The sequence below is a fragment of the Rhizobium pisi genome, assembly GCF_003938655.1.
In the GTDB taxonomy this organism is placed as follows: domain Bacteria; phylum Pseudomonadota; class Alphaproteobacteria; order Rhizobiales; family Rhizobiaceae; genus Rhizobium; species Rhizobium pisi.
This window is the reverse complement of record NZ_RJJT01000022.1, coordinates 1-24217: the sequence shown is the minus strand read 5'-3', so window position 1 is coordinate 24217 and position 24217 is coordinate 1. Positions and strand designations below refer to the sequence as shown.

Below are 24217 nucleotides of genomic sequence, written 5' to 3'. Positions count from 1 at the left end.
TATTGAGCGGCGGCGCGACATGCCTCCAGCGTCCCTGGGGCGCGGCATCCTCCAAACGGCATCCTGCCTCAACGGGGCAACGCTCTCAACCCGCGGGAACCACCCCCACGCTCGGCCGGCACCCTATCCTCAAGCAAAAACGGAGGTTCTGGAATGATCCGCAGCCGGCGCTCTGCAATACCACACGAGGACGGCAATCGTGCCAATGGGAAATAAAAGTCCAAGAAGCTGGTGCCATCCGCTTCGGTTGATGTCGTGAAAACGCCGGGTGGCCATGGCGATCGATGGAAGAAGCGTAGCCAGCGACCAGATCCGGTTCGATACTTCGGTCCGATCGACGGCGTACAAGGCGATGCTGACGAGAACGACGAAGAGCGTCGAAAACCAGAACTCCGATCGGCTCGCTCTGCCGGTGAAATCCACATATTTCCTGAAATAGCTGCTTATCGCCTGGCCGAAACCCATTGCGACAGGCGGGCCGCCGAAGCGGTTCGGCCCGGCCGGCGGGTTTCTGATGATGAAGATCAACGGCACGATGACCAGGATCAAGAGGATCAACCAGTGCCATAGAGAAAAACTGCCCATGAGATACCCCCAGCGATCTAAACGGCTGAGAGATAAGCAATGTTCGTTTCCGGAGGATTAACCGGCTTGCAATCCGGCGCGTTAAGCAATCACAGCGCGAGAAATTGCGGCCGCCACGTTGAGGGGGGATGCTTCTAAGAGGGGCGTGGCGCGGCCGCTGCCGTTCAGCGCTTGACCAGTACGCGCGCCCGCACCGGCTGCTCGATGCCCTTGAGTGCGAGCGTACGCTCTTGCGCTCCGGCGATCAGGTCGGGCGCTTCTGCCGCCGTCTCCGCCGAGACGAGGATCTCGCCGGCCGCCGCCTGGGATTCCAGCCTGGCGGCCTGATTGACGACACCGCCGATCGCGGTGAAATCGCTGCGGAAGCTGGAGAACTCGCCGATCTGGACCTCACCGGAATGGATGCCGACGCCGACGCCGAGGGGGCGGCCGGGCAGGGCGTCGGGCGCCAGGTCGCTCAGCGCCGCCGCGCAGTTACGCTGGATCTCATGCGCGGCCATGATCGCGGCGCCGGCGTGATCCTTCCGGATGATCGGGAAGTTGAAGATCGCCATCAGGCCGTCGCCCATCTGCTTGTTGACGATGCCGTCATGCGCCCAGATCGCCTGGGCGCAGCGATCCTGGAACAGGCTGACGATCTCGCTGAGCTGCGCCGCCTCGATACGCTCGGAAAGATCGGTAAAGCCCCTGATATCGGCAAAGAGGATGGTGGCGTCGACGGTGATCTGGCGCTGCTTCTTCACATATTGGAAGGAGCGCTCGCAGATCGTGCAGATGTCGGGGTTCATCTTGCTGCGGGTGATGCCGAAGGCGCGGAAGGGGAGCGCGAGCGGCCCGCCGATCGGGATCGGCATATGCATCTGGTCCCAGCAGCCGCGGCAGATCCTGGCGCCGCCAAGCCTTGCAGGCTCACTTGATGAGGCTGTCGTCATGTCGCGCAATCCGTTCCCCAGGCCGTCGCCGATGGCCATGGGCAAGCTTCTGCCAGTTGGGGGCTTTTGGCAACTGGGGGTGGATCAACTTCGTTGGCTACCGGCGGACCAGCGGCGCTGGCCGCGGGAAAATTACGTCACACTTGTTACTCCCACTGTCCAATCCGCGATGAGAAACTATCTCCGAACCAATGCGCGATGAACCGGGCTTCGAAGCCCGGAATTCGCCCAACAAGGAGATTGAAAGCCATGACTGCTTCAGCCGAGAATGGAAAAGGCGGACAGACCATGCAGCGACCGGCCGTCGTGTCGCAGGAGGCCTGGGAGGCGGCTCGCAACCAGCTGCTCGTCAAGGAAAAGGCCCACACCCGCGCCCGCGACGCGCTGGCCGCCGAGCGGCGGCGCATGCCGTGGATGGCTGTGGAAAAGACCTATGTCTTCGAAGGGCCTGAGGGCAGGGGTAGCCTGCTCGACCTGTTTGCGGGCCGACACCAGCTCATCGTCTATCGCGCCTTTTACGAACCCGGCGTCTTCGGCTGGCCCGAGCATGCCTGCCGCGGCTGCTCGATGGTAGCCGATCAGGTCGCCCATGTCGCCCATCTGAATGCGCGCGATACGACCCTTGTCTTCGCCTCGCGCGCGCCGCAGGCCGAGATCATCAGTCTGAAGGCGCGGATGGGCTGGACGATACCGTGGGTGACGATCATCGACGACTTCGACAAGGATTTCGGCGTCGACGAATGGCACGGCACCAACGTGTTCTATCGCGACGGCGAGCGTATCTTCCGCACCTATTTCATCAACAACCGCGGCGACGAGCAGATGGGCGGCACCTGGAACTATCTCGACATCACCCCGCTCGGCCGCCAGGAAGTCTGGGAGGATTCCCCCAAGGGCTATCCGCAGACGCCGACCTACAAATGGTGGAACTGGCACGACGCCTACGTTGCCGATGCCGCACCGGACAAGAAATGGGTCGAGGTCTCCGACGCCGGCGAGGCGGCGTTCCGCGAGGAAAGCGCAAAGGCGAAGCGGTAGGCGGGGCAGTTGCTGTGCGTGGCGGGATGGACGCAAGGAGCAATGCTGCGGAGCGTCCTTCGAGGCCGCTGCGGGGCTCCTCAGGATGAGGAGCGTTGGTTGGATGCCGCGCCCATAAAATGGATCGGAGACTATCGCGTCGATGAGGGGCGATGGAGGATCGCGCCGGCACTTAAGAGAGCCTCACCCTGAGGTGCCCTGCAAAGGGCCTCGAAGGGCGAGGCGGGTGCTCTGGCGGTCGACGAATGCAGGGAGCGATGATCTGACGTTAGCTCCAGAAGCACGATCTCGCGATGCGAAACCCAAGGTCGTCAATAGCAAAAGTCGGGTGGCTTCGTCGGCGATTGGTCGCTAGGCAACCGCGCTCGTGGTCAGCCCATCCCCCACCGCGAAAGATGCGATACGTACCATAGACAGCAGGATCATAGACGTCTTCGCACCACTCCCAGACGTTGCCCAACATATCATGAAGTCCCCAATCATTGGGACGCTTGGTTCCTACGGCCTTGGAGCCGCCTTCTGAATTTTCCCCATACCATGCGATGTCGGCAATTGGGCCGTAACGCAGTCCCTTCGTGCCGGCGCGGCAAGCAAACTCCCATTCAGCCTCGCTGGGCAACCGAAATCCATCACTTGTCGCGACCGCAGTTGCATCCTGGCCGTCGGACGAAAAGACATAGCGATCGGGCAATTTGACCATTGCCGAAAGTCGATTGCAGAAACGAGCAGCATGTAGCCACGAGACGGTCTCGACCGGCTGATCTTCAGCCGCTATCGATGACGGCGATACGCCCATCACCTTTGCATAGAACGACTGAGTTACCTGATAGCGGCAAATCAAAAAGGGCTTGATAGCCACGGTCCAGGACTCCCGAAGCCGATCATCGCGCATCACGATTGTCCCGCTGCAGACAGGTATCATATGCTGGCTAAGGCTCTCGAAATCCAACTTCTGCTCTTCTCATGATTTCTTGCGTGCAGATGGCGTCGCAAAATTCCCGAGTAAAGCGACACTTGTTTTCCCGACCTTTGCAATGTTGGAAAATAGGGAATTTTGCAACGCCCGCAATGTCAGCTTTCGGCGGGCCGTCCTTGAGGCCAGCCCCCTCTTCAGATCGCAACCTCCTGTAGCGGAAGGCGCGAATGGCGCCCTGAGGAAATCAGTTACTATTTTTTGCACGCATCTCTTTTGGAGTGGAAACATTCGAGGGGAAGTTGCGTTGTATCGATTGCCGCGAGTGTGCCGCCGGGCCGCTTGCTCATGGGAGGAGGATATCCATGAAAGTCATGATCGTCGAAGATGAGAACCTCATCGCCCTTGAACTCGAGCGTATCGTGCAGGATGCCGGGCACCAGGCCATCGGGCCGGTTTCGACGATCGAGCAGGCTCTCGCCCATGCTCCGAGAAGCGATGTGGCGCTCGTCGATCTCAGACTCGCCGACGGCCAGAGCGGCGTCCAGCTGGCACGCCGGCTGATCGACCGCCATGGCGTCGACGTCATCTTCGTGACCGCCAGTCCGGAGAGCATCGGAAACGGGATCGAAGGCGCGCTGGATGTGATCGCCAAGCCTTTCAGCGACGACAGGATCGCTGGTGCGCTGTCGCGGGCACAGGCCCTGCGCCGAGACTATGAAGGCAGAAACGCTATCTTCTGAGCGGGCAAAGTCGTATTATTCCGCTGCCAATGTCACCGGGAGGAGAGGTGAGGATGAGGCACGCGCTCATTGCCGTTTTCTTCGCTCTCGCGGCCTGCGCCAGCACGTCAGGCGAACCGCAGCCCCTGCCTGACAGTCTCACCTATGGCGGAAAGGTGGTCCATTCGCCCTATCGTCCGGGAACGGTGGTCCAGCACACCTTTCTCGGCGATTTCGGCTACCGCGTCTTCGAGACCTATGTCGTGCAACCGGACGGGACGCTCAAGCTGACGTCGCAGAGCACGGGGCCGGATTTCCTCTGGCGGTGACGCAGGCCTGTCACGAGATGATCGCAGGGCCCTCGGTCGGGCCTTTGCCTGTATTCAGATGATCGATTGCCAGCTCGATGAAGGCCTTGACCAAAGGCGACAGGTGCCGACTGCTGGGATAGACGACATGCAGGCCGCCGGCCGGCGTCGTGTAGCCGTCGAGAACGCGGTGCAGCCGGCCGTCCTTGATGCAGGCCTCGGCCACCCCGTACGGCAGCTGGGCGATGCCGTAGCCGGCGATCGCGGCGGCCATGACCGCCTGCATTTCATTGGCGGCGAAACGCCCCGATACCGAAATCGTTTCCTGGCGGTCCGCGCCTTCCAGCACCCAGTGCGCATTGGCAGCCGACGGGCCGGCGATGACGCAGTCGTGGCGGGAAAGATCGGCCGGCCGATCGGGTGCGCCGCAACGGGCGAGATAATCCGGGCTGGCGCAGAGGATGCGATGGGTCGAGCCGAGCTTGCGGGCGATCAGCGTGGAATCCTCCAGGATGCCGGTGCGGAAGGCGAGATCTATGCCGTTCTCGATAAGGTTGAGCCGGTCGTCGGTCAGGCGCAGCTCCACCCTCGACTTCGGGTAGGTCGCCAGGAAATCGAAGATCGTGGCGGAGAGGAAATGGCCGCCAAAGCCGACTGGTGCGGAGATGCGGATCGTGCCGGCCGGCTCTGCCCGCGCCTCAGCCAGCCGGAATTTGGCCTGTTCCAGGCTGCGCAGCGCCTGGCTGCTTTCCTCGTAATAGAGGCGCCCTGCATCCGTCAGCTTGAGGCTGCGGGTGGTGCGCTGCAGCAGCCGTACGCCCACCTCGCGCTCAAGCGCGGCAATGCGGCGGCTGACGGTCGTCTTGGGCATGGCGAGCAGTCGGGCGGCGGCGGTGAAACTGCCGGCTTCGACGACGCGGGCGAAGACGGCGATATCGTTCAGGTCGAGCATTGTATTCACCAGTGGCACGATGTTTCTCAATTATAGGCCATTATGGTTCAATGTGACAGGTCTTACCTCTGGCTCATCGCCAACCACAAGGAGCAGAGAGATGAGCAAGGGAAGAAACGTTCTGGTCACGGGCGCCACCGGCCAGCAGGGCGGCGCGGTCGTGCGCGCATTGACGGCGCGCGGTCATCGCGTCAGGGCGATCTGCCGCAGGCCGGAGAGCGACGCCGCAAAGCGGCTGGCCTCGGCAGGGATCGAGATCGTTGCCGGTGATCTCGATGATGCCGCATCCGTGGCTGAAGCCGCGAAGGGCGTCGATACGATGTTTCTGATGGGCAGCAGCTACGAGGCCGGGACGGAGGCGGAAACCCGTCAGGGTATAACCGCCGCAGAAGGGGCGAAGGCCGCCGGCATCGGCCACCTGATCTATTCCTCCGTCGCTGATGCCGACAAGAAGACCGGCATTCCGCATTTCGAAAGCAAATATCTCGTCGAGAAGCATATCGCCGGGCTCGGCATTCCCTACACGATCAGCGCGCCCGTCGCCTTCATGGAAAACACCGTGGCGCCGTGGGCGGTCGACGGGCTGCGCCAAGGCGTCTATGCCGCGGCTTTGCCGAGCAGGCGCGTGCTGCAGCAGATCTGCCTTGCCGATATCGGCGCTTTCGTCGCCGCACTGGCCGAGCGGCGTGACGAAGTGTTCGGCAAACGTTTCGACATTGCCGGCGACGAATTGGCGGGCGAGGAGCAGGCTGAGATTCTGTCAGAGGTCCTCGGCCGCCCGATCGCCTATCGGGAGCTGCCGATCGCGGCGATGCGGCAGCAGAGCGAGGATGCGGCGCTGATGTTCGAATGGTTCGACCGCACCGGCTACGACGCCGACATCGCCGCCCTGCGCAGCGATTTTCCCGAGGTCGGCTGGCACCGGTACCGCGATTGGGCGCGCGGCTTCGATTGGAGCGTTCTCGACAAGACGGCTGGATGAGTTTGCGGCGATGCCATCAGGCATCCTCGGCTTTGACCGAGGATGCCGGGGCCACCAGCGGTGCCGAGGATGCTCGCGGCAAGTCGGCCATCGCGGAGCGTGGCGGCATATTCGGCCTACGCCGAGCTCTCAGGCGGCGGCGTCCATCTCCGGGATGTTCTCCAATTCTCGGGCAAGCGCCTGAGCCTGTATCTTCAGATCATAGCTTGCCTGCATGTTCATCCAGAACTCAGGAGTGGTGCGAAAGAACTTCGCGAGGCGAAGCGCCGTGTCGGTTGTCACCGCGGTTTCCTCCGACGAGAGCCGTTCGATGCGGGTGCGCGGGACATTGAGTTTCCTGGCGAGCGCTCCGGCGCTCATCTTCAGCGGGATCAGATACTCCTCGCGGAGGATTTCACCGGGGTGGATCGGCAGAAGCGTGCTGGTCATATCTGAACTCCTTCCTGTGAATTACCTAGTGATAGTCGACAATTTCAACGTCCTCGGCGCCGCCATCTTTCCAAACGAAGCAGACGCGCCATTGATCGTTGATGCGGATCGAATGCTGGCCGGTCCTATTGCCTTTCAAAGCCTCGAGGCGGTTTCCCGGAGGCGAACGAAGGTCATCGAGGATATGCGCCGCCTCGATCATCGTCAGCTTCCGAAGGGCCGGTCTTACGAGATCTGCCGGGAAGCCCTTCGGAGCCTTGCCGCCGGCAACCGCTTCCGTAACGGCATCCTTATAAGAACGGATCAATGCCCAGCTCCTCGTGTCCCTGTATCATAGCGTGATACAGATAGGGGTCAAGGAAAATGTATCACCTCACGATACATGGCGTGACAACTATCGCTTGCGGCGCCTGGACACGGGGTCATAATGACGGATCATCGTCCTGGGAGGGAGGCTTTCATGCCGTCGAGTTTCAATGTCGAAAGTGCCGATGGTTACGAGCGGCTGATGGGCCGATGGAGCCGGAAGCTGGCGCCGATGCTGATCAATTTCGCGGGGCTGGCGGATGGGGATCGCGTGCTCGATGTCGGCTGCGGCACCGGCAGCCTGGCATTCACGTTGGCGCAAACGCCCGGCCTGCGGGAGATCGCCGCCATCGACTATTCGCCTGTTTTCGTCGAGGCGGCGAAAGGGCGCAATACCGATCCGCGGATCACGATCCAGCAGGCCGATGCCTGTGCGCTTCCCTTCGAGGACAACCGTTTCGACAGGGCGCTGTCGCTGCTCGTGCTGCATTTCGTGCCCGAGGCGGGCAAGGCGGTGGCCGAGATGGCCCGGGTCGTGCGTCCGGATGGGATTGTCGCCGCCGCCGTCTGGGATCATTACGGCGGCATGTCGGGCATGCGGATGATGTGGGACACGGTCGTCATGCTCGATGAAAACGCGCTGCCGCTGCGCCGCCGATATTGTTTCCAGCCGATGACGCGGCCCGGGGAAATGAAGCAGAGTTTCATTGCGCAGGGCCTTGCCGATGTCGAGGAGACCTCGCTCCTGATCCGGATGGATTATCTTTCCTTCGACGACTACTGGGGCCCGATCGCCGCCGGCGAGGGACCGCTCGGCAAGTATGTCGGCGGGCTGGAGCCGGGCAAACGACAGGCGGTCGATGCCGCCGTTCGGGCTGCCTATGAGGCGGGAGAGCCGGATGGGCCGCGGTCGTTCGCGTCAGTGGCTTGGGCGTGCCGGGGCAGGGTGGCGTGAGAGGATTGGGTGTGGGCGGCCGCAGCGAATAGGCTGCCGGCACTCAAGAGAGCCTCACCCTGAGGTGCCCCGCCAGGGCCTCGAAGGGCGAGGCGGGTGCGCCGAGATTAGCTGAATGCAGAGATCGGCGTCACTGCGTGTCCTTCGTATGCTGACGGAAGGTTTCACAGGAAAGTGCCACCTCGTCTCCCTCATTCCTGTGACGAGCACAGGAATGAGGGAAGAGAGGTTGATGGCCCCCGCAGGAGTTTGCGCCAAAGGATAAGGCGTTGGAGAATGCTACGCCCTGAACCGCTGCGCATGGCGCTCCGATCAAGCCGATCGTGATGGAACGAGGGTGGGATCTCTGGCGTTGTTTCGGCTGTCTGCGGCTGCAATTGCGGATTTATTGTTAGGCACTCACCACTTCGCAGCCGCAGATGCGATCATAGTATGTCTGCCCCTGCCACGCGATGATTGGCGCGAGCCACCAAGCCAAGGCTGCAACTGTCCAGACGACGTAAAACCCAATCGTTCCATCGTTCGAAGGTATGTATCCGTCGCGGAACATGCCAAGCAATGCGTCGAAGTCTGCCGTGGGATAGATCGGAAACAGCGAGATTGCGAAAGCGAGGGTGCTGAAAAGCAGGTTCGGGCTGAATTTGAGGATTTCGCGTTTAAACGCGGTGCCAAGGTCGGGACCTTCACCATCGATCGACTGGACTCTCAGGAAGAAAACCGCCTTTCCGAGTGTGCGGCGGCCATTCGCGGAAAATCCGGCGAAAGCCAGCGCCATCAGCGCGGTGTTGGCTATGCCGGATAGCAAGCTGCGATATGCAGGCAAGGTTTTGGTCACAGGGTTATTGTCCGCGTCAAGAGGGATGGTCAGTTCCGGGGACCACAACAAGCCATCCGTGTCTCCGGCAACGCCTGTTCGCAGATATCTCTGCTTTCCCAAACCAAAGTGTGTTGTCTCGCATATATCAGCGCCGCGAATTTCTCCGGTTTTCAACGGCCATCCAGCGTCAATTCGCTTTGCAAGCTGATCGGGGATTGCCGCGGTGCACTGCACGGATGTCCAGCCGTGTACAAGGAGGTCCAGAGGAGGAGTCGTTGTGAAGGAGTAGACGACTATGAGGATGGCGGCTTGAAAGATGACAATGTCGACGACAAGGGCTGCAAACCGTCGCCAGAAGTAGCGGGAAGGCAAAGCAGCGGATTGCGGCATCTCAGCTGTATAATCCATATGCTCCCCTAATATATCGATGCCGTCAGGTCCTGCGCGTAGAGTCCCTTCAACATGAAGTAGCAAATTTCGCCAGGATTGATACAGGCGCTTTTGCGTTCTCATTCCCCGAGTGCTTTGGGGCCGCCTGCGACATCGCCTCGCTGGCCTGAGACGATCGGTCCGAGCCTCGGGGCTTGCGGCCGAACGGCGGCGTGATAGATAGGCCCCGCCGGCGTCTCGCCGGATCAACGATTTCCTCCACAGCCTCCGAGTGACTCCATGCTATTTTCTCCCGCCGTCATCTGGCCCGTCGTCATGCTGTTTGCTTCCAACATCTTCATGACTTTTGCCTGGTACGGGCATCTCAAGCATAAGAGCAGCGCGATCTTTCTCGCCATCATTGTCAGCTGGGGCATCGCCTTCTTCGAATATTGCCTCGCGGTGCCGGCCAACCGTATCGGCTCGGCTGTTTATACGACGGCGCAGTTGAAGACGATGCAGGAGGTGATCACGCTGATCGTCTTTTCCGGCTTCTCGATCTTCTGGCTCGGCGAGAACCTGACCTGGAACCACGCGATCGGCTTCGCGCTCATCGCAATCGGAGCATCCTTCATTTTCCGGGCGTAAACTTTAGCCTTTTCAATAGATTACAAATCGTCCATGTCCAGATATTGCCGCATTTCCTACAGATTGCGGTCGCAATCGGCTGTCAGCCTCTCACCATTGGGTGACTATGAGGTGATCTGCCATGAGCCTGTCTTTCCCGACGATGGCGGCGATCCGGTTCGGCTATGGTTTTCGGCCGGGCGAGACTCCGCCGCAAAGCAAGGATGAGCTGATCGGCCAGATCAGCAAGGGGGTGGCGGCGACGCCGGACTTCCCCCTCGGCGGCCCCGACACGCGCCACCGGGCGATTCTGAACCTGCAGGCGCAGCTGACGGAAGTCCGCCAGGACGCGAAGACGGCGACCGACGATACGGTGCGCCGCGAGATCCGCAAGGGAATACAGCGGCAGGCGCAGCAGCAATTCCAGCACGATTCCAATCTGCGGCTGATGCAGGCGGTGCTGTCGCCCTACGGCTTTTACGAGCGGCTTTCGACCTTCTGGACCGATCACTTCTCCACCAGCGCCAACAAGAGCCTGCCGATGCGGCTCATCGTGCCGCTCTACGAGGCCGAGGCGATCCGGCCGTTCCTGTCGGGCAAGTTCGGCGATCTCCTGCGCAATGCCACCGCCCATCCGGCCATGCTGATCTATCTCGACCAGGCGGATTCGCTCGGGCCGGATTCGGCCGGCGGCATGAAGCGCAACAAGGGGCTGAACGAAAATCTCGGCCGTGAACTGCTGGAGCTGCACACGCTCGGCGCCGGCAGCGGCTACACCCAGGCGGATGTGACGGCGGCGGCCATGGTGCTGACGGGGCTCACCATCGACCGCAAGGAGATGGACATCGCCTTCCGCCCGAATATATCAGAGCCCGGCACGCATCAGGTGCTCGGCGTCAGCTATGGCGGCAAGAGGCGCTCGCGCAACGATTATCTCGACATGCTTGACGATCTCGCGGCCCATCCGAAGACGGCGGCGCATATCAGCCGCAAGCTTGCGGTGCATTTCGTCTCCGACCACCCCGACGAGGGCATGGTGTCTGACATGGTCGCGGCCTGGAAGAAGACTGATGGCGACCTGACATCAGTCTATACCGCAATGCTCGACCATCCCGCCGCCTGGCGCGACGAAGGCGCGAAAGCGCGCCAGCCTTTCGATTATGTCGTCGCCGGGCTCAGGGCGCTGAATACGGGGCCGGTCAACGGCGTCGTCGGCAGCTTCCTGGCGGCCAACCAGCAGGGCACCGACGATGGCGACATGGCGGCGAACACGCCTGCCATGGCCGGATCGCCGATGACGACTGATCCCGCCGGCGAGGCGAGGGACAAGCGCCTCAAGGCCTTCCGCACGGCGCGGGCGCTGGGGCAGGGGGCGCTGAAGCGCATGGGCCAGCCGATCTGGCTGCCGCCGAGCCCGGCCGGCTTCGAGGAAGGCTTTTCCGCCTGGATCACCGGCAGCCAGCTCGCCGAGCGACTGGCCTGGGCAAGACGGGCCTCGGCGCAGTTCGGCCGGGACTGGGATCCGCGCGAATTCCTGAAATCGACGCTTGCCGATGCCGCCCGCGACGAGACGATCCGCGTGGTGTCGCAGGCGCCGAACAAGATCAGCGGGCTGACGCTGGTGCTGGCATCGCCCGAATTCAACCGCCGCTAAGCAGACTTTCGTTGGCAAGCCAACGCTTCGTCTGCTTAGCTCCTTTGTTTTGTCGCAGGTTCTCGCCGGAAAACCGTCGGACACTTTTCCGGAACCTGCTTAGGAGGCTCCGCCCATGAATCGGATCTCGCTTTCCCGCCGCGGCTTTCTGACATCGGCCTGCTGTCTTGCCGCCGCTCCCATCTTCACACCGGTCACCTTCGCGGCGATGCCGGGGGACAACCGCTTCGTCACCATCGTGCTGCGCGGCGCGATGGATGGGCTCGACCTGGTGCAGCCCTATGGCGATGCCGGCTTTGCAGCGCTGAGGCCGACGCTGGCGCTGACGCCCGAGACCGGGCTCCTCGATCTTGACGGGCATTTCGGCCTCAATCCGGCTGCCGCCGATCTGATGCCGCTGTGGAAGAGCAGGGAACTCGCCTTCGTGCATGCGGTCTCGACGCCTTATCGCGACCAGCGCAGCCATTTCGACGGGCAGGACATGCTGGAGTCAGGCGGTGAACACGTCGCCGAGGAAAAGACCGGCTGGCTGAATCGGGCGCTCGCCGTCATTCCGCGCTCGGATGCGCGCAAGGCGATCGACGTCAATACCTCGACGGAGCTGATCCTGTCCGGCCCGAACAATGTCGATGTCTGGGCGTCGGATTCCAATCTTGCGCCGGCGCGCGACGAGATGCAGTTCCTGGCGCGACTCTATGCCGGCGACCCGCCGTTTGCCGCAGCACTTGCCGAGGCGACGCGGGCCGACAGTGCGGCGATGATGGTCGAGCCGGATGGCCAGCGCGGCGAGAAGACCGCCGACGTGGCCGCACTTGCCGCCAATATGCTGAAGGGCGACTACCGCATCGCCAGCTTCTCGATATCAGGCTGGGATACCCATATCGGCCAGGCCGGCCAGTTCAAGCGACCGGCGCAGGATCTCGCCCAGGCGATCAACACGCTGAAGACGACGCTCGGGCCGGACATCTGGGCAAAGACCGTGGTGCTTGCCATGACCGAGTTCGGCCGCACTGTCCGCCAGAACGGCTCCGGCGGCACCGACCACGGCACCGGCGGCTGCGCGCTGCTATCGGGCGGCGCGATCAACGGTGGCCGCATCCTCGGCCGCTGGCCGGGCATCGGCGACGGCCAGCTGCTCGACGACCGCGACCTGATGCCGACGGCTGACGTGCGCGAGGTGGCGGCGGCGATGCTTTACCGGCAGTTCGATGTCGGGGTGGATGACCTGACGGGGAAGATCTTTCCGGGGCTGGGGTTCGATAAGGGGTCGCAGTTTTTGAGAGGGTGAGGCCCGGTCCCGCAAAGCGGGAGCGATCGATCCAGTGAATCGATCGCAGGGCCGAACGCCCTGGGCCCAAGCGAAGGGCCGGGCGGCGATATCGGCGATAGGCCTCAGCGGCCGGTCATCTTCAGCGCTGCCTCGGGAAGCCGTTCGCCTTGAACCTCGATACCTGCGAGGGCGGCGTCGATTTCGGCGAGGTCGTCGGGCAGAAGGTTGATGTCCACAGCCCCGAGGTTCTCTTCCAGCCGGTGCTGCTTCGTCGTTCCCGGGATCGGGACGATCCATGGTTTTTGGGCGAGCAGCCACGAGAGGGCGATCTGTGCGGGTGTTGCGCCCTTCCGGTCGCCGATCCGGCGGATCAGGTCGACGAGCCCAAGATTGGCCTTGCGCGCTTCTGGTGAGAAGCGCGGGACGCTGTTGCGGAAATCGCTCGGATCGAACTTGGTGTTCTCGTCGATCTTGCCTGTGAGGAAGCCGGCGCCGAGCGGGCTGAAGGGCACGAAACCGATGCCGAGTTCCTGAAGGGCGGGTAGCAGTTCTTCCTCGGGGCCGCGCCAGAAGAGCGAATATTCGCTCTGGACGGCAGTCACCTTCTGCACCGCATGGGCGCGGCGGATCGTCTGGACGCCGGCTTCGGAAAGGCCGAAATGTCTGACCTTGCCGGCTGCGATCAAGTCCTTGACGGCGCCGGCCACATCTTCGATCGGCACGTCGGGATCGACGCGGTGCTGGTAGAACAGGTCGATACGATCCGTATTCAGGCGGCGCAGACAGGCATCGGCGACTGCTTTGACGTGCTCGGGGCGGCTGTTCGTGCCGCCACGGCGTTCACCGGTTTTCTGGTCGATATCGAAGCCGAATTTGGTGGCGATCACCACCTGGTCGCGGATCGGCGCGAGCGCCTTGCCGACAAGCTCCTCATTGACGAAAGGGCCATAGGCTTCGGCCGTGTCGAACAGGGTCACGCCCTGTTGATGGGCGGTGCGCATCAACCTGATCATGTCGCCTTCGTCGGCGGGCGGGCCGTAAGCTGAGCTCATGCTCATGCAGCCGAGGCCGAGTGCGGAGACTTCGAGATCGCCGATATTGCGTATTTTCATGGTCGTGTCCGTTCGTGGCTTTGTGTGGGCTCGAGGGGAAGGCGCGGGCTCAGGATTGCCGACCGGTCGAGTTGACGTGAACTTAGTCCTCGTGTCAGCTTTCGATTAGATGCTGTAATGCGCATGGACCTATAAGGCGAACTAATGAATGCCCCAGGACAACAACTTCAATGAGATCGTCGCCTTTCTCACAGTCGCGAGGGAACGGAGCTTCACCAAGGCGGCTGCCAAGCTCGGCGTGTCGCAATCGGCGCTGAGCCAGACGGTGCGCGGGCTTGAAGAGAAGCTCGGGCTGCGGCTTTTGACCCGCACGACCAGAAGCGTCTCGGCGACACAGGCAGGAGAACGTCTGCTGGAACGGGTCGGACCGAGATTCGAGGAAATCCAGTTCGAGATCGCCGCGCTGAGCGAAATGCGCGAGCGGCCGGCCGGCACCATTCGCATCACGGCAGGCGAGCACTCCGCGATTTCCATTCTCGCGCCTGTGCTGGCGCGCTTTCTTCCAGATCATCCCGATATCAACGTCGAGGTGATCGTCGACTACGGCCTGACCGATATCGTCGCCGAGCGCTATGACGCCGGCATCCGGCTCGGCGAGCAGTTGGCGAAGGACATGATCGCCGTCCGGATCGGTCCCGAGATGCGCATGGCGGTCGTGGGCGCCCCCTCCTACTTCGAGAACCATCCGCGCCCCGATGTCCCGCAGGATCTGACGGCTCACAACTGCATCAATATGCGGCTGCCGACGCACGGGACGATATATCCGTGGGAATTCGAGAAGGACGGCCGCGAATTGCGCGTCCGTGTCGAGGGGCAGACGGTGTTCAACAACATCGCCATGCGGATCGACGCTGTGCTGAACGGGCTCGGGCTGGCCTACATGCCCGAGGACCAGGTTCAGTCCTACATCGAAGACGGGCGGTTGATTCGGGTTCTCGAGGATTGGTGCCAGCCTTTCCCAGGATATCATCTCTACTATCCGAACAGGCGGCATGCGTCTCCGGCGTTCACGCTGTTCGTCGATGCGCTCCGCTACAGAGGAAAGTAATGCCGATTTTATTCCATCACGGCTTATCAACAGGTCGTGATTAATTAGCTGATCTAATAGAGCCTAGCTGTCTGAGCCGACTAATCCTGACGGTGCGATGTCGCTACCTTCTCATCCGAAACGAAGCGGGAAGCCGACATGCGATATGGATTGTCCAACACCTTGGGCGCATTGCTGCTTGCCTCTGCGCAGCTTGCCGCGACATTGGCGATGGCTGCCGATGCGGCAAAGCCGGAGCCATTGGTCATCCAGGAGCAGGGCAGCTTTGCCGTCGGGGGAACCAGCACGGCAGCGCCTGGCACATTCGATCCGCTGAAACCTCTTGATCCAGCAGGCCAGACCTATCACGGCGATCACGCCTTTGCCTTTTACCAGGTGCCGGTGAACCCGCGTCGGTACCCGATCGTGATGTGGCACGGGGCCGGACAATTCTCCAAGACCTGGGAGACGACGCCCGACGGCCGGGAAGGCTTCCAGAACATCTTCCTCCGTCGGGGCTTCTCCACCTATCTCATTGACCAGCCGCGCCGGGGCGGGGCTGGTCGGACCATGGCCGAGACGACAGTGAAGCCGACGGCGGACGAGCAGCTCTGGTTCAACCAGTTTCGCGTCGGCATCAGGCCGAACTACTTCGACGGCGTGCAATTCTCCCATGATCCGGAAGCGCTGAACCAGTATTTTCGCGCGATGACGCCGAATACCGGGCCGTTCGACATGGATGTCGTGTCGAATGCGGTGGCGAAGCTGTTCGAAAAGATCGGCCCCGGCATCCTCTTCACCCACTCGCAGGGCGGCGGACCCGGCTGGCTGACCGCCATCAAGAGCGACAAGGTCAAAGCCATCGTCGCCTTCGAGCCCGGCAGCAGCTTCGTGTTCCCGGCAGGCGAGCTCCCCGCCGATATGCCGAGCGCGTTCGATACGCTGAAGGGCGTGCCGGTGCCGATGGACGACTTCATCAAGCTGACTGAGATTCCGATTGTCATCTATTACGGCGACAACATTCCAGACCAGCCGACGCCGATGCCGGCGCAGGACAGCTGGCGGGTGCGTCTGGCAATGGCGCGCTTGTGGCGCGACACGGTGAACAGGCATGGCGGCGATGTCACCGTCGTGCACCTTCCCGAGATCGGCATCCGCGGCAACACCCACTTCCCGTTCTCCGACCTGAACAACGTTGAGATCGCCGATCTGGTCTCGACATTCCTCCGCGAGAAGAAGCTCGACTGATCCACCGCGAAATCTTCGCGGCATTTGCCCGATCCTGGAAATCATGAGGTGAAATCCATGAAACATCTTTTGGGAAACCTGATGCTGTCGGCCAGCATGGTGCTCGCCGTTCTACCCGGCGTCGGCAGCGCTCAGACGCCCGCGCAAGGCGACGACAAGGCCAGGCGCTCGCGCGCCCAGCAACTGATGGGCGCGACCGCGCCGAAACTGGCTGAACTGACCGACGATGTGCTCTACGGCGATATATGGGAGCGCCCGCAGCTGTCGAAGCGGGATCGCAGCCTCATCACCGTTGCCGCGCTGATCGCCATGAACCCGCCCGACCAGCTGCGGTCCCATCTTGCCATCGCCCGCCAGAACGGCGTGACCGAGGACGAGCTGATCGAGACGATCACCCATCTCGCTTTCTATGCCGGTTGGCCGAATGCGGTCTCGGCGGTCACCGTCGCGAAAGACGTCTTCGCACGCGAATGAGACGCGCGGCCTACCGCTTCTGTCCGAAATCAGGAAAGACATCCATGCGTCATCTCCTCAAACGCATTCCCATACTCTTTGCCATGGCCGCTGCCGTCGCTCTCATCGGCTGGAAGGTCGATGCCGAACCGAACCGGACGACGATGCCCGAATTGGCCGGTCTCGTTCATTACACCACTGTCAGGCGCGGCGAGGTGACCGAGCACATCATGACGACCAAGGAAGCCATCCAGGCGGTGAAGAACGGGCAGCCTGTTCCCGCGGGTACGCATTTCGCGCTGGTCGACTACCGCGACGGGAAAGTCTACCGCATCTTCGTCATGGAAAAGGGCCTCGGGTGGGGCGACGACTATGACGAGGACCGTCGCACCGGTGACTGGCAATTCCAATGGTTCAAGCCTGACGGCAGCGTCAACATGGCCGAGAACACGGCGCGGTGCCAGTCCTGCCATTCCTCAAGAGCCGACGAAGACTTCCTCTACACGCTCGACGATCTCAAGGCTTTCGAAGGGGTGGTCATTGACTAGGCCCGCGCGAAACCGCGGCGAGGGTCGCATTGTGAGCCCGCTGTTCCTGATGCGCCTGGTGCTGGACTTCATGGCCGCCGGGCTGCTTCTGGTCGCTCTCGCCTACTGGTGGCTGGGCAACACGTCGCATGAGCTGATCGGCACCGGCATGTTCATTCTTCTCGTATCGCACAACGTCTTCAACCGGCGGTGGTGGGGCAGGCTTCCGAAGGTGGCGCGCGGCAGGCAGAGCCTCGTGACAATCGCATCGAATATCTCGATCGCCTTGGCGATATCAGCATTGCTGGTGACCAGCGTGATGATATCGCGCAGCGTGTTTGCTTTCCTTCCCGTTAGCGGCGGGCCGACTGCGCGTGAAATTCACATCCTTGCGGCCTATTGGGCGTTCATCCTCGCCGCCGTCCATCTCGGCCTTCACTGGTCGATGATCATGGCCGTCACGGGCAGGTTGTTGCGGGTCGGGCCGCCGGACGCTATCAGGACCGCTGCCCTTCGAGGCGTCGCCGGCGCAATAGCGGTGTGCGGTATCCGCAGCATGGTCATCATGGGAATCGGGGACAGGCTCATCGGCCGGCCGTCGATCGATTTCTGGGATTTTCAGGAGTCTACGATCGGGTTCTTTTTGCATCATATCGTGATCCTGGGGGCGGGGGCGTGTGCTGCGCATTATATGGCGGTGTGGCTTCGATGGGCGGACGGGGTGATGCAGAGGACGGAAGCCGGCGAGTGATGTTTGAGACGGTTTCGTTGGGGAGTTTGCGGCTGCCCGGCCCTTCGCATGGCTCCGGGCGTTCGACGCTGCAATCGATTCACTGGATCGATTGCTCCCGCTTTGCGGGACCGCGTCTCACCCCAGCACATCATAAAGCCGGAATATGAAGCTTACCTGATAGATCAGGTTGATGATGACGAAGGTGGTCTGGAAGCGGCGGTTGGGGGTCCAGGCGGCGATGGCGCAGAGCAGGATGTAGACGATATTGCGGGCGGGATATTCCCAGCCGAGCGAGAGGATGCGCTCATGGCCCTTGATCGCCGTGTCGAGGATATCGATGGCGTAGGTGAGGCCGAGGACGCCGAAGAACCATTTGCGCCGCGAGATGAAATATTCCTCGTAGCCGCCATATTCATCGAGGCTTGCCGGGAAGAGCAGGGCGCAGAGCAGGAAGAACAGGCTGCAGAAGCAGACCAGGAAGAGATAGATGCCGAAGCCGATGACCGGCACGGCCTGCAGGCGGTATTCCCACCACCAGATATGGATGATGAAGAGGAACAGGGACAGCGCCCAGCCGAGATGAACGGGATAGACCTTCGCCTTGCCGGGATGCTGGACGATGCCGGCAACGCCGGTGAGCAGCCTCGCCAGTGAGAGGCTGACGACCATGCCCATCACCACCTTGATGTGAAGGAAGACCTCCGGCGAGCTGACCGTTTCCATGCTTTCGATCTCTGCCCTGTCACTCCTCGGGGACTTGCTTCGGTTTACCCTCTTCGTCGAGAGCCACCATGATGAAGGTGCCGGCGGTGACCTTTTCCTGCTGGTTGTAGCGCGAGCGATGCGCCCAGGCTTCGACGATCAGCGTGATCGAGGTGCGCCCGACGCGCTCGATATCGGTATAGACCGACAGCGTATCGCCGATCTTGACCGGCAGCTCGAAGGCCATCTCCTTGACCGCGGCGGTGACGACGCGGCCCCTGGCGCGCTCGGCGGCGCGAATGCCGGAGGCAAGGTCCATCTGCGCCATGACCCAGCCGCCGAAGATATCACCGGCCGGATTGGCGTCGCCGGGCATGGCAAGCGTGCGCAGCGTCAGTTCACCTCTCGGCTTGGCGGTGTCGGTCATCAAGGGTTCTCCATCTGATGCGGTAGTGGCGGGTGATTCACTGGAGAGCACCCTAGTGCAAGGTCAAACGCGTGTAAAAGGCGGGAAGGCAGGGTGTGGCGGGCCGGTGGCGGGTGCACTTGTTTGGGTGAGTTGCCGCCGACTCAAAAGGTACATACATAATGAGTCGCACTGTTGCAGCGTATCGATTTCTTTTCTAGAGGAAGGAGGTCGCCGTTTGTTGGCTTATAACATAGTTAAGTTGAATATAATAAACGAGGATTATATTGAGTTCTGCAACTCATAAATTGGTAGCTTTGTATTCATTCGTATTATTTGGGATTTCTCATATAATAGTATCATGCATATATTGGCAATTCACAGGAATAAACATCGATATTAAAAATCAAAACTGTGATGCGGGTGCGCTCTGTATAGCGCCTATCTGGCTTTCGACTTCAGGAGTTTCGCTGTTGCTTCATATGGCAACAGGATATCTATATTACTCCTCCAAGGGGAAGGCCCATACGGACCTAATCCCAAGCCGGGGCAACGGCCAAAATCTGATGGCAAGCGGTGCCTTCCTTATGTATCGGATTGGGGCCTAGCGGCATCCCTGTTCTTACCATTCGCGGTTTCATTTCCAAGGTGCTAAGCCGAACAATTCAAACGGCAAACTCGTTTCGCTTTCAGCCGAGGTCTGGTTCGCGCGCTCCGGCCCTGCCAGATCAAATGCGGTGTCAAGGCGCGAGCGGCGGGGATAGCTCCTACGGCCGGCCGGCTGTGGCAAAAATATGGCGGGCCGCGCCGATTAAAATTCCGTTCGATTTCAGTCGGTTGAATTTTGCAACCGTCATCTCACCTTACGTTATGTGAGGGGGCGCTAATCTAACTTTACTGTCCGGTAATTCAGCTGTTTCACTATGTGACGAATTACACATGTAAGAATCGCCGGGAAGCTCATGCGCAACGTCAAGATTTCCACCCGCCTTTACTGCCTCGTCGGCTTCACGCTTGCCGTGCTTGCGGCAACGATGGTCTTTTTTCTGAACTATTCCTATTCCGAGCTGCAGGCGGAGCGGAAAGCGGGGCTGGAGAAGATGGAGGCGACGGCGCTCGGCATCTTCGACAAATATTACAAGATGGAGCAGGCGGGCACCATGACCCGCGAGCAGGCGCAGGCGGCCGCCAAGGACGTGATCGGCGCGATGCGCTATGGCGCCGACGGCTATTTCTGGATCAACGACATGCGTCCCACCATGGTGATGCACCCGATCAAGCCGCAACTGAACGGAACCGACATCTCGCAGATCAAGGACCCCACCGGCAAGTTCCTGTTCGTCGAGTTCGTCAACAAAGTGAAGAAGGACGGCAAGGGCTTCGTCGACTACTACTGGCCGAAGCCGGGCGCCGATGAGCCGGTTCTCAAATATTCCTATGTCGCCGGTTTCGAGCCCTGGGGCTGGATCGTCGGCACTGGCGTCTATGCCGACGACCTTGCCGCCCTCTATCGCCAGAACGCGATCTGGGCCGCGGCGCTTTGCCTGCTCGGTGCGGCGGTGACGATCGCGATCGCCTTTGCCATCGTACGCAGCGTCACAGTGCCGATCGCCCGGCTGAAGACGGCGATGAGTGCGATCGCCGCCGAAGAAGCATCGGTGGAAATTGCCGGCAGTGAGTGCCGCGACGAGATCGGCCAGATGGCCAAGGCGCTGCTGGTGCTGCGCGATTCCGTCGACGAGCGCAGCGCGCTGCGCGGCCGTGAGGATGAGAGGCAGCGGCAGATCGAGGAAGAGCGTCGCGGCAACGAGGCGAACCTGCGTTCGGCCTCCGAGCGGCAGACCCACGCGATGCAGGCACTCGGCGTCGGGCTGGAGAAGCTTGCGGGCGGCGACCTGACGGTCTCGATCGGTGATATCGGCGAGGATTACGCCAAGCTCCGGGGTGATTTCAATGCTGCCGTCGATGCGCTGAACGGCGTCATCCATGCGATCGCCGAATCGAGCCGCGTCGTCAACGAAAGCGCCTCCGACATCAGCGAGGCGACGGGCAACCTGTCGAAGCGCACCGAACAGCAGGCGGCTGCCCTTGAGGAGACGGCGGCAGCGCTCGACGAGATCACCGCGACGGTCAAGACGGCATCCGAGCGGGCGAACGAGGCGCGCGAGATGGTCGCCGAGACCAAGGCGAGCGCCGGACGCTCCGGCGATATCGTCCGCAATGCGGTGACCGCGATGGGCCGGATCGAGGAATCCTCGAGCCGCATCAACCAGATCATTTCCGTCATCGACGAGATCGCCTTCCAGACGAACCTGCTGGCGCTGAATGCCGGCGTCGAGGCCGCACGCGCCGGCGAGGCGGGCCGCGGCTTTGCCGTGGTCGCGCAGGAAGTGCGCGAGCTTGCCCAGCGGTCCGCCAATGCGGCCAAGGAGATCAAGGAACTGATCAGCCGGTCTGCGGCGGAAGTCGAGGGCGGGGTTGCGCTGGTGCGCTCGACCGGCGACGCGTTGCTTGAGATCGAGGCGCTGGTCAATCGGGTCAACGATCACGTCGCCTCGATTGCGACGGCGGCGCGCGAGCAATCGACCGGGCTGAACGAGATCAACAGCTCCGTCAACCATATGGACCAGATGACGCAGCAGAACGCGGCAATGGTCGAGGAGACGACGGCGGCAAGCCGCACGCTTGCCGACGAAAGCACACAGCTGAAGACGCTGCTTTCGAATTTCCGGTTGCGCGCGGCCGAGCAGCGCGCCGAGGCAAGGTATACGCGGGCCGCGTGAGGGGAAGAGCGAAGTAACGGCCTCACGGCAGCTTCAGATCAAAACGTCAGGAAAAGAGCCGCCACGACGGCTCTTTTTCGTTGTGACGGCATCATCGCGCTCAGATGCCGGATCGTATTGTCCGTATGATCCTCTCGACTATAGAGGAGCGTGGATTGGCGGAATTCCAAGATCTTCAGGCTGATATACCCGCAAGATATGCTTGGTAAAAAGTAGCGGATTCAATCATTAAGCGAATGTCGTTGCAATTTTTCTGTCGTTATGCTTCATTCAGGTTGTAGTTGAGGGCAGGGCATTTCGACGATAGCAATCGCTGTCGGAGCGGAAGCCACCGTAATTCTCCAATTTCTCTCATTATCCGGGACCACGGCCACGGCGGCCTTGGCATGGCCGCCGCGCGTCTTCCGCATTCGGGGATCTCAGTCTTCCCCACCTGATGTCACTGCCCTCATCGCACCGCTGCCGCATTCCAGTTGAGTAACCGAGGGAGGCCGATATGGCTCGCAGCAAGCATGGTACGCCAGTAAGAGGCATGGATAGCGTCGCGCATTCGAGTGTTCGCGACCAGAGGTTCGGGAGGATGTTCCGCAACCTGCCGGCCGCCGCATTTACCGAGGACGCACTCACCGATCTCGCGAAAACGATGTTCCAGGGGGAGTTCGCCGAGAAGATTGAGGAGGGAAAACCGGTCGACGTCGCGCTTAACGAGCGGGAGCCCGAAGACGAGAACCCGGCAATTCCGGCCGGCTTCACCTATTTCGGCCAGTTTCTCGATCATGACATCACCTTCGATCCGGTCTCGTCGCTCGACCGTTTCAACGATCCCGATGCCCTGCAGGATTTTCGCACGCCGCGGCTGGATCTGGATTCGGTCTATGGCTCCGGACCGGCCGACCAGCCTTTCCTCTATGAAGACGATGAGCTTCATCTGTTGCTCGGAGAGGACAAGGATTTCGACGGCACGCGGAAAAACCGCCCCGACTTGCCGAGGAACAGCGCGCCGATCCGGCGCGCGCTGCTCGGCGACAAGCGCAACGACGAAAACGTGATCGTCTCGCAGCTCCACGCCACCTTTCTCCGATTTCACAACAAGGTCGTCGATACGCTGCGCAGCCGCGATTTCGAGCTCTGTCAGCAGACGGTGCGCTGGCACTACCAGTGGATCGTCCTGCATGATTTCCTGCCGCGGATCATCGGCCGCGAGACCTACGAGCGCGTCATCGTCGGCAGAGGCGAAAAGCCAAATATCCGCTTCTATAATCCGCAGGGCCGCTACGCCTTCATCCCGGTCGAGTTCTCCGTCGCGGCCTACCGATATGGCCACTCGATGGTGAGGCCGAGCTATTCCCTGAACCGGATCGTGACGAAGCCGAGGCCCGTCGAGCAGCCGTTCAACGGGAAAACGGCGACGTTCAACCGCATTCCGATCTTCTCGCTGCTCGAGGGGGAGCCGCTAGCCAATCTGAACGGTTTTCGCGAGCTTCCCGGCTTCTGGCCGATCGACTGGGCTTTCTTCTTCGACGGGATCGCCCCGGATGGAGAGCCGCCGGCCGGCGCCGTTCTGCCGCAGCCTTCCTACAAGCTCGACACGACGCTGGTCGATCCGCTGACGAGCCTGCCCGATCACCGGCACGAACCAATCAAGATCCGCAGGGCGCTCGCCGCCTTGAACCTGCTGCGCGGCTGGCGGCTCGGATTGCCTTCCGGTCAGGCGGTGGCCCGCCATATGGAAATGGAGGCGCTGTCGGACGAGCAGCTGTTCGACAGCGAGGATGCCGACAGGAAGAGGGCGCGCGCCGCGTTGCTGACCAATCATCCCGGGATCTTCAAGGGCAACGCGCCGCTATGGTTCTACATCCTGCGCGAGGCGGAGATCTTTGGAAACAGCCAGCATCTCGGGCCGGTGGGCGGCACGATCGTCGCGGAGGTCCTTGCCGGCCTCATCCGTGAGGATCGCCATTCCTTCCTGGCGCAATGGCCGAAATGGCGGCCGACATTGCCGGGCGCCGAGCCGGGTCATTTCACCATGGCCGACCTGATCAACTTTACCAACGGGTCGGGCGCCGTGTGAAACTGCGCCAGGCTGCATGGCTTCACCTTGATCGAAGGCCGCGCAAGCGGCCTCAGACTGCTGACAAACCCCTGGCACCGTCCAGGGGTTTATGATTCATTGGGACATGTTGAAGAAACCTGCCCCCACCCAGACGGCTCTTGAGATGGTGACGCTCGATAGCCTGGTGAGGATCACCTGCTTCGCAAGATCGACGCGGTGATCGACTTTTCCTTCATCCACGATCGCGTTGCGGGGCTTTATTGCGCCGACAACGGCCGCCCACCGCTCGATCCGACCTTGATGTTCAAGGCGCT

25 protein-coding genes and 1 pseudogene are annotated in these 24217 nt (G+C 61.5%); 16 read left to right on the top strand and 10 right to left on the bottom strand.

The genetic code is table 11. The features are described 5' to 3' along the window. Positions 1-129: 129 nt before the first annotated feature. Both EFD55_RS25665 and EFD55_RS25660 read right to left on the bottom strand, forming a co-directional pair. The gene (locus EFD55_RS25665) at positions 130-585 is read right to left on the bottom strand and encodes a DUF805 domain-containing protein (RefSeq protein ID WP_125848732.1); all 456 of its coding nucleotides are present in this window, start codon (positions 583-585) and stop codon (positions 130-132) included. A gap of 164 nt (positions 586-749) precedes the next feature. Beyond that, positions 750-1517 (bottom strand): adenylate/guanylate cyclase domain-containing protein, encoded by a 768-nt coding sequence (locus tag EFD55_RS25660; protein ID WP_125848881.1) that lies wholly within the window; start codon positions 1515-1517, stop codon positions 750-752. Between the two features lie 249 nt (positions 1518-1766). On the opposite strand from EFD55_RS25660, the gene EFD55_RS25655 reads away from it, so the two are divergent. Continuing rightward, entirely contained in the window at positions 1767-2555 is a 789-nt protein-coding gene (locus tag EFD55_RS25655) for a DUF899 domain-containing protein (protein WP_125848729.1), read from the top strand. Positions 2556-2823: 268 nt separating this feature from the next. Here the strand turns inward: EFD55_RS25655 and EFD55_RS25650 are convergent, their stop codons facing one another. After that, positions 2824-3477 (bottom strand): formylglycine-generating enzyme family protein, encoded by a 654-nt coding sequence (locus EFD55_RS25650; RefSeq protein ID WP_125848879.1) that lies wholly within the window; start codon positions 3475-3477, stop codon positions 2824-2826. 356 nt (positions 3478-3833) lie between these two features. Between EFD55_RS25650 and EFD55_RS25645 the strand changes: the two genes are divergently transcribed. Next, a complete protein-coding gene (locus EFD55_RS25645; RefSeq protein ID WP_125848728.1) occupies positions 3834-4211 on the top strand; it encodes a response regulator in 378 nt (125 codons plus the stop codon). A gap of 53 nt (positions 4212-4264) precedes the next feature. Next, a complete protein-coding gene (locus tag EFD55_RS25640; protein ID WP_125848725.1) occupies positions 4265-4519 on the top strand; it encodes a hypothetical protein in 255 nt (84 codons plus the stop codon). 10 nt (positions 4520-4529) lie between these two features. Here EFD55_RS25640 and EFD55_RS25635 read toward each other — a convergent pair whose 3' ends face one another. Beyond that, the gene (locus tag EFD55_RS25635; protein WP_125848877.1) at positions 4530-5450 is read right to left on the bottom strand and encodes a LysR family transcriptional regulator; all 921 of its coding nucleotides are present in this window, start codon (positions 5448-5450) and stop codon (positions 4530-4532) included. 100 nt (positions 5451-5550) lie between these two features. Here EFD55_RS25635 and EFD55_RS25630 point away from each other — a divergent pair, with 100 nt between their 5' ends. After that, complete coding sequence (locus EFD55_RS25630; RefSeq protein WP_125848723.1) at positions 5551-6432, top strand: NmrA/HSCARG family protein; 882 nt, start codon at positions 5551-5553, stop codon at positions 6430-6432. A gap of 129 nt (positions 6433-6561) precedes the next feature. On the opposite strand, the gene EFD55_RS25625 is transcribed toward EFD55_RS25630, so the two are convergent. Continuing rightward, positions 6562-6861 carry a HigA family addiction module antitoxin gene (locus tag EFD55_RS25625; RefSeq protein WP_125848721.1) on the bottom strand — a complete coding sequence of 100 codons (300 nt, stop codon included), beginning with the start codon at positions 6859-6861 and terminating at the stop codon, positions 6562-6564. A 25-nt stretch (positions 6862-6886) separates the two neighbouring features. Next, positions 6887-7168, bottom strand: a complete 282-nt coding sequence (locus tag EFD55_RS25620) for a type II toxin-antitoxin system RelE/ParE family toxin (RefSeq protein WP_125848719.1) — start codon at positions 7166-7168, stop codon at positions 6887-6889. A gap of 153 nt (positions 7169-7321) precedes the next feature. On the opposite strand from EFD55_RS25620, the gene EFD55_RS25615 reads away from it, so the two are divergent. Further along, positions 7322-8122 (top strand): class I SAM-dependent methyltransferase, encoded by an 801-nt coding sequence (locus EFD55_RS25615; RefSeq protein WP_125848717.1) that lies wholly within the window; start codon positions 7322-7324, stop codon positions 8120-8122. A 391-nt stretch (positions 8123-8513) separates the two neighbouring features. Here the strand turns inward: EFD55_RS25615 and EFD55_RS25610 are convergent, their stop codons facing one another. Next, positions 8514-9347 carry an RDD family protein gene (locus tag EFD55_RS25610; protein WP_125848715.1) on the bottom strand — a complete coding sequence of 278 codons (834 nt, stop codon included), beginning with the start codon at positions 9345-9347 and terminating at the stop codon, positions 8514-8516. Positions 9348-9608: 261 nt separating this feature from the next. Here EFD55_RS25610 and EFD55_RS25605 point away from each other — a divergent pair, with 261 nt between their 5' ends. The 3 genes from EFD55_RS25605 to EFD55_RS25595 all read left to right on the top strand — a co-directional run bounded on the left by EFD55_RS25605 (position 9609) and on the right by EFD55_RS25595 (position 12877). Further along, positions 9609-9956 carry a DMT family protein gene (locus tag EFD55_RS25605; protein ID WP_125848713.1) on the top strand — a complete coding sequence of 116 codons (348 nt, stop codon included), beginning with the start codon at positions 9609-9611 and terminating at the stop codon, positions 9954-9956. Between the two features lie 121 nt (positions 9957-10077). Further along, on the top strand, positions 10078-11589 hold the full coding sequence (locus tag EFD55_RS25600; protein ID WP_125848711.1) for a DUF1800 domain-containing protein: 1512 nt from the start codon (positions 10078-10080) through the stop codon (positions 11587-11589). A 115-nt stretch (positions 11590-11704) separates the two neighbouring features. Then, the gene (locus EFD55_RS25595) at positions 11705-12877 is read left to right on the top strand and encodes a DUF1501 domain-containing protein (RefSeq protein WP_125848709.1); all 1173 of its coding nucleotides are present in this window, start codon (positions 11705-11707) and stop codon (positions 12875-12877) included. Positions 12878-12981: 104 nt separating this feature from the next. On the opposite strand, the gene EFD55_RS25590 is transcribed toward EFD55_RS25595, so the two are convergent. Beyond that, positions 12982-13971 (bottom strand): aldo/keto reductase, encoded by a 990-nt coding sequence (locus EFD55_RS25590; protein WP_125848707.1) that lies wholly within the window; start codon positions 13969-13971, stop codon positions 12982-12984. Positions 13972-14119: 148 nt separating this feature from the next. Here EFD55_RS25590 and EFD55_RS25585 point away from each other — a divergent pair, with 148 nt between their 5' ends. From EFD55_RS25585 to EFD55_RS25565, 5 genes are all read left to right on the top strand, one after another. Beyond that, positions 14120-15019 (top strand): LysR family transcriptional regulator, encoded by a 900-nt coding sequence (locus tag EFD55_RS25585; protein ID WP_125848705.1) that lies wholly within the window; start codon positions 14120-14122, stop codon positions 15017-15019. Between the two features lie 138 nt (positions 15020-15157). Next, positions 15158-16246, top strand: a complete 1089-nt coding sequence (locus tag EFD55_RS25580) for an alpha/beta hydrolase (RefSeq protein WP_125848703.1) — start codon at positions 15158-15160, stop codon at positions 16244-16246. Positions 16247-16303: 57 nt separating this feature from the next. Next, the gene (locus tag EFD55_RS25575; RefSeq protein ID WP_183736852.1) at positions 16304-16720 is read left to right on the top strand and encodes a carboxymuconolactone decarboxylase family protein; all 417 of its coding nucleotides are present in this window, start codon (positions 16304-16306) and stop codon (positions 16718-16720) included. A 44-nt stretch (positions 16721-16764) separates the two neighbouring features. Continuing rightward, on the top strand, positions 16765-17247 hold the full coding sequence (locus EFD55_RS25570; RefSeq protein ID WP_125848699.1) for a cytochrome P460 family protein: 483 nt from the start codon (positions 16765-16767) through the stop codon (positions 17245-17247). A 31-nt stretch (positions 17248-17278) separates the two neighbouring features. Further along, positions 17279-17977 carry a DUF4405 domain-containing protein gene (locus EFD55_RS25565; RefSeq protein ID WP_125848697.1) on the top strand — a complete coding sequence of 233 codons (699 nt, stop codon included), beginning with the start codon at positions 17279-17281 and terminating at the stop codon, positions 17975-17977. A 117-nt stretch (positions 17978-18094) separates the two neighbouring features. On the opposite strand, the gene EFD55_RS25560 is transcribed toward EFD55_RS25565, so the two are convergent. Both EFD55_RS25560 and EFD55_RS25555 read right to left on the bottom strand, forming a co-directional pair. After that, complete coding sequence (locus EFD55_RS25560) at positions 18095-18682, bottom strand: hypothetical protein (RefSeq protein ID WP_125848695.1); 588 nt, start codon at positions 18680-18682, stop codon at positions 18095-18097. Between the two features lie 19 nt (positions 18683-18701). Further along, positions 18702-19088 carry an acyl-CoA thioesterase gene (locus EFD55_RS25555; protein WP_125848693.1) on the bottom strand — a complete coding sequence of 129 codons (387 nt, stop codon included), beginning with the start codon at positions 19086-19088 and terminating at the stop codon, positions 18702-18704. Positions 19089-20029: 941 nt separating this feature from the next. Between EFD55_RS25555 and EFD55_RS25550 the strand changes: the two genes are divergently transcribed. The 3 genes and pseudogenes from EFD55_RS25550 to EFD55_RS25540 form a co-directional block, all read left to right on the top strand. Further along, the gene (locus EFD55_RS25550) at positions 20030-21850 is read left to right on the top strand and encodes a methyl-accepting chemotaxis protein (protein ID WP_125848692.1); all 1821 of its coding nucleotides are present in this window, start codon (positions 20030-20032) and stop codon (positions 21848-21850) included. Between the two features lie 496 nt (positions 21851-22346). After that, on the top strand, positions 22347-23921 hold the full coding sequence (locus EFD55_RS25545) for a peroxidase family protein (protein WP_245438548.1): 1575 nt from the start codon (positions 22347-22349) through the stop codon (positions 23919-23921). Positions 23922-24027: 106 nt separating this feature from the next. Then, positions 24028-24217: pseudogene (locus EFD55_RS25540) on the top strand (transposase); the annotation flags it as partial.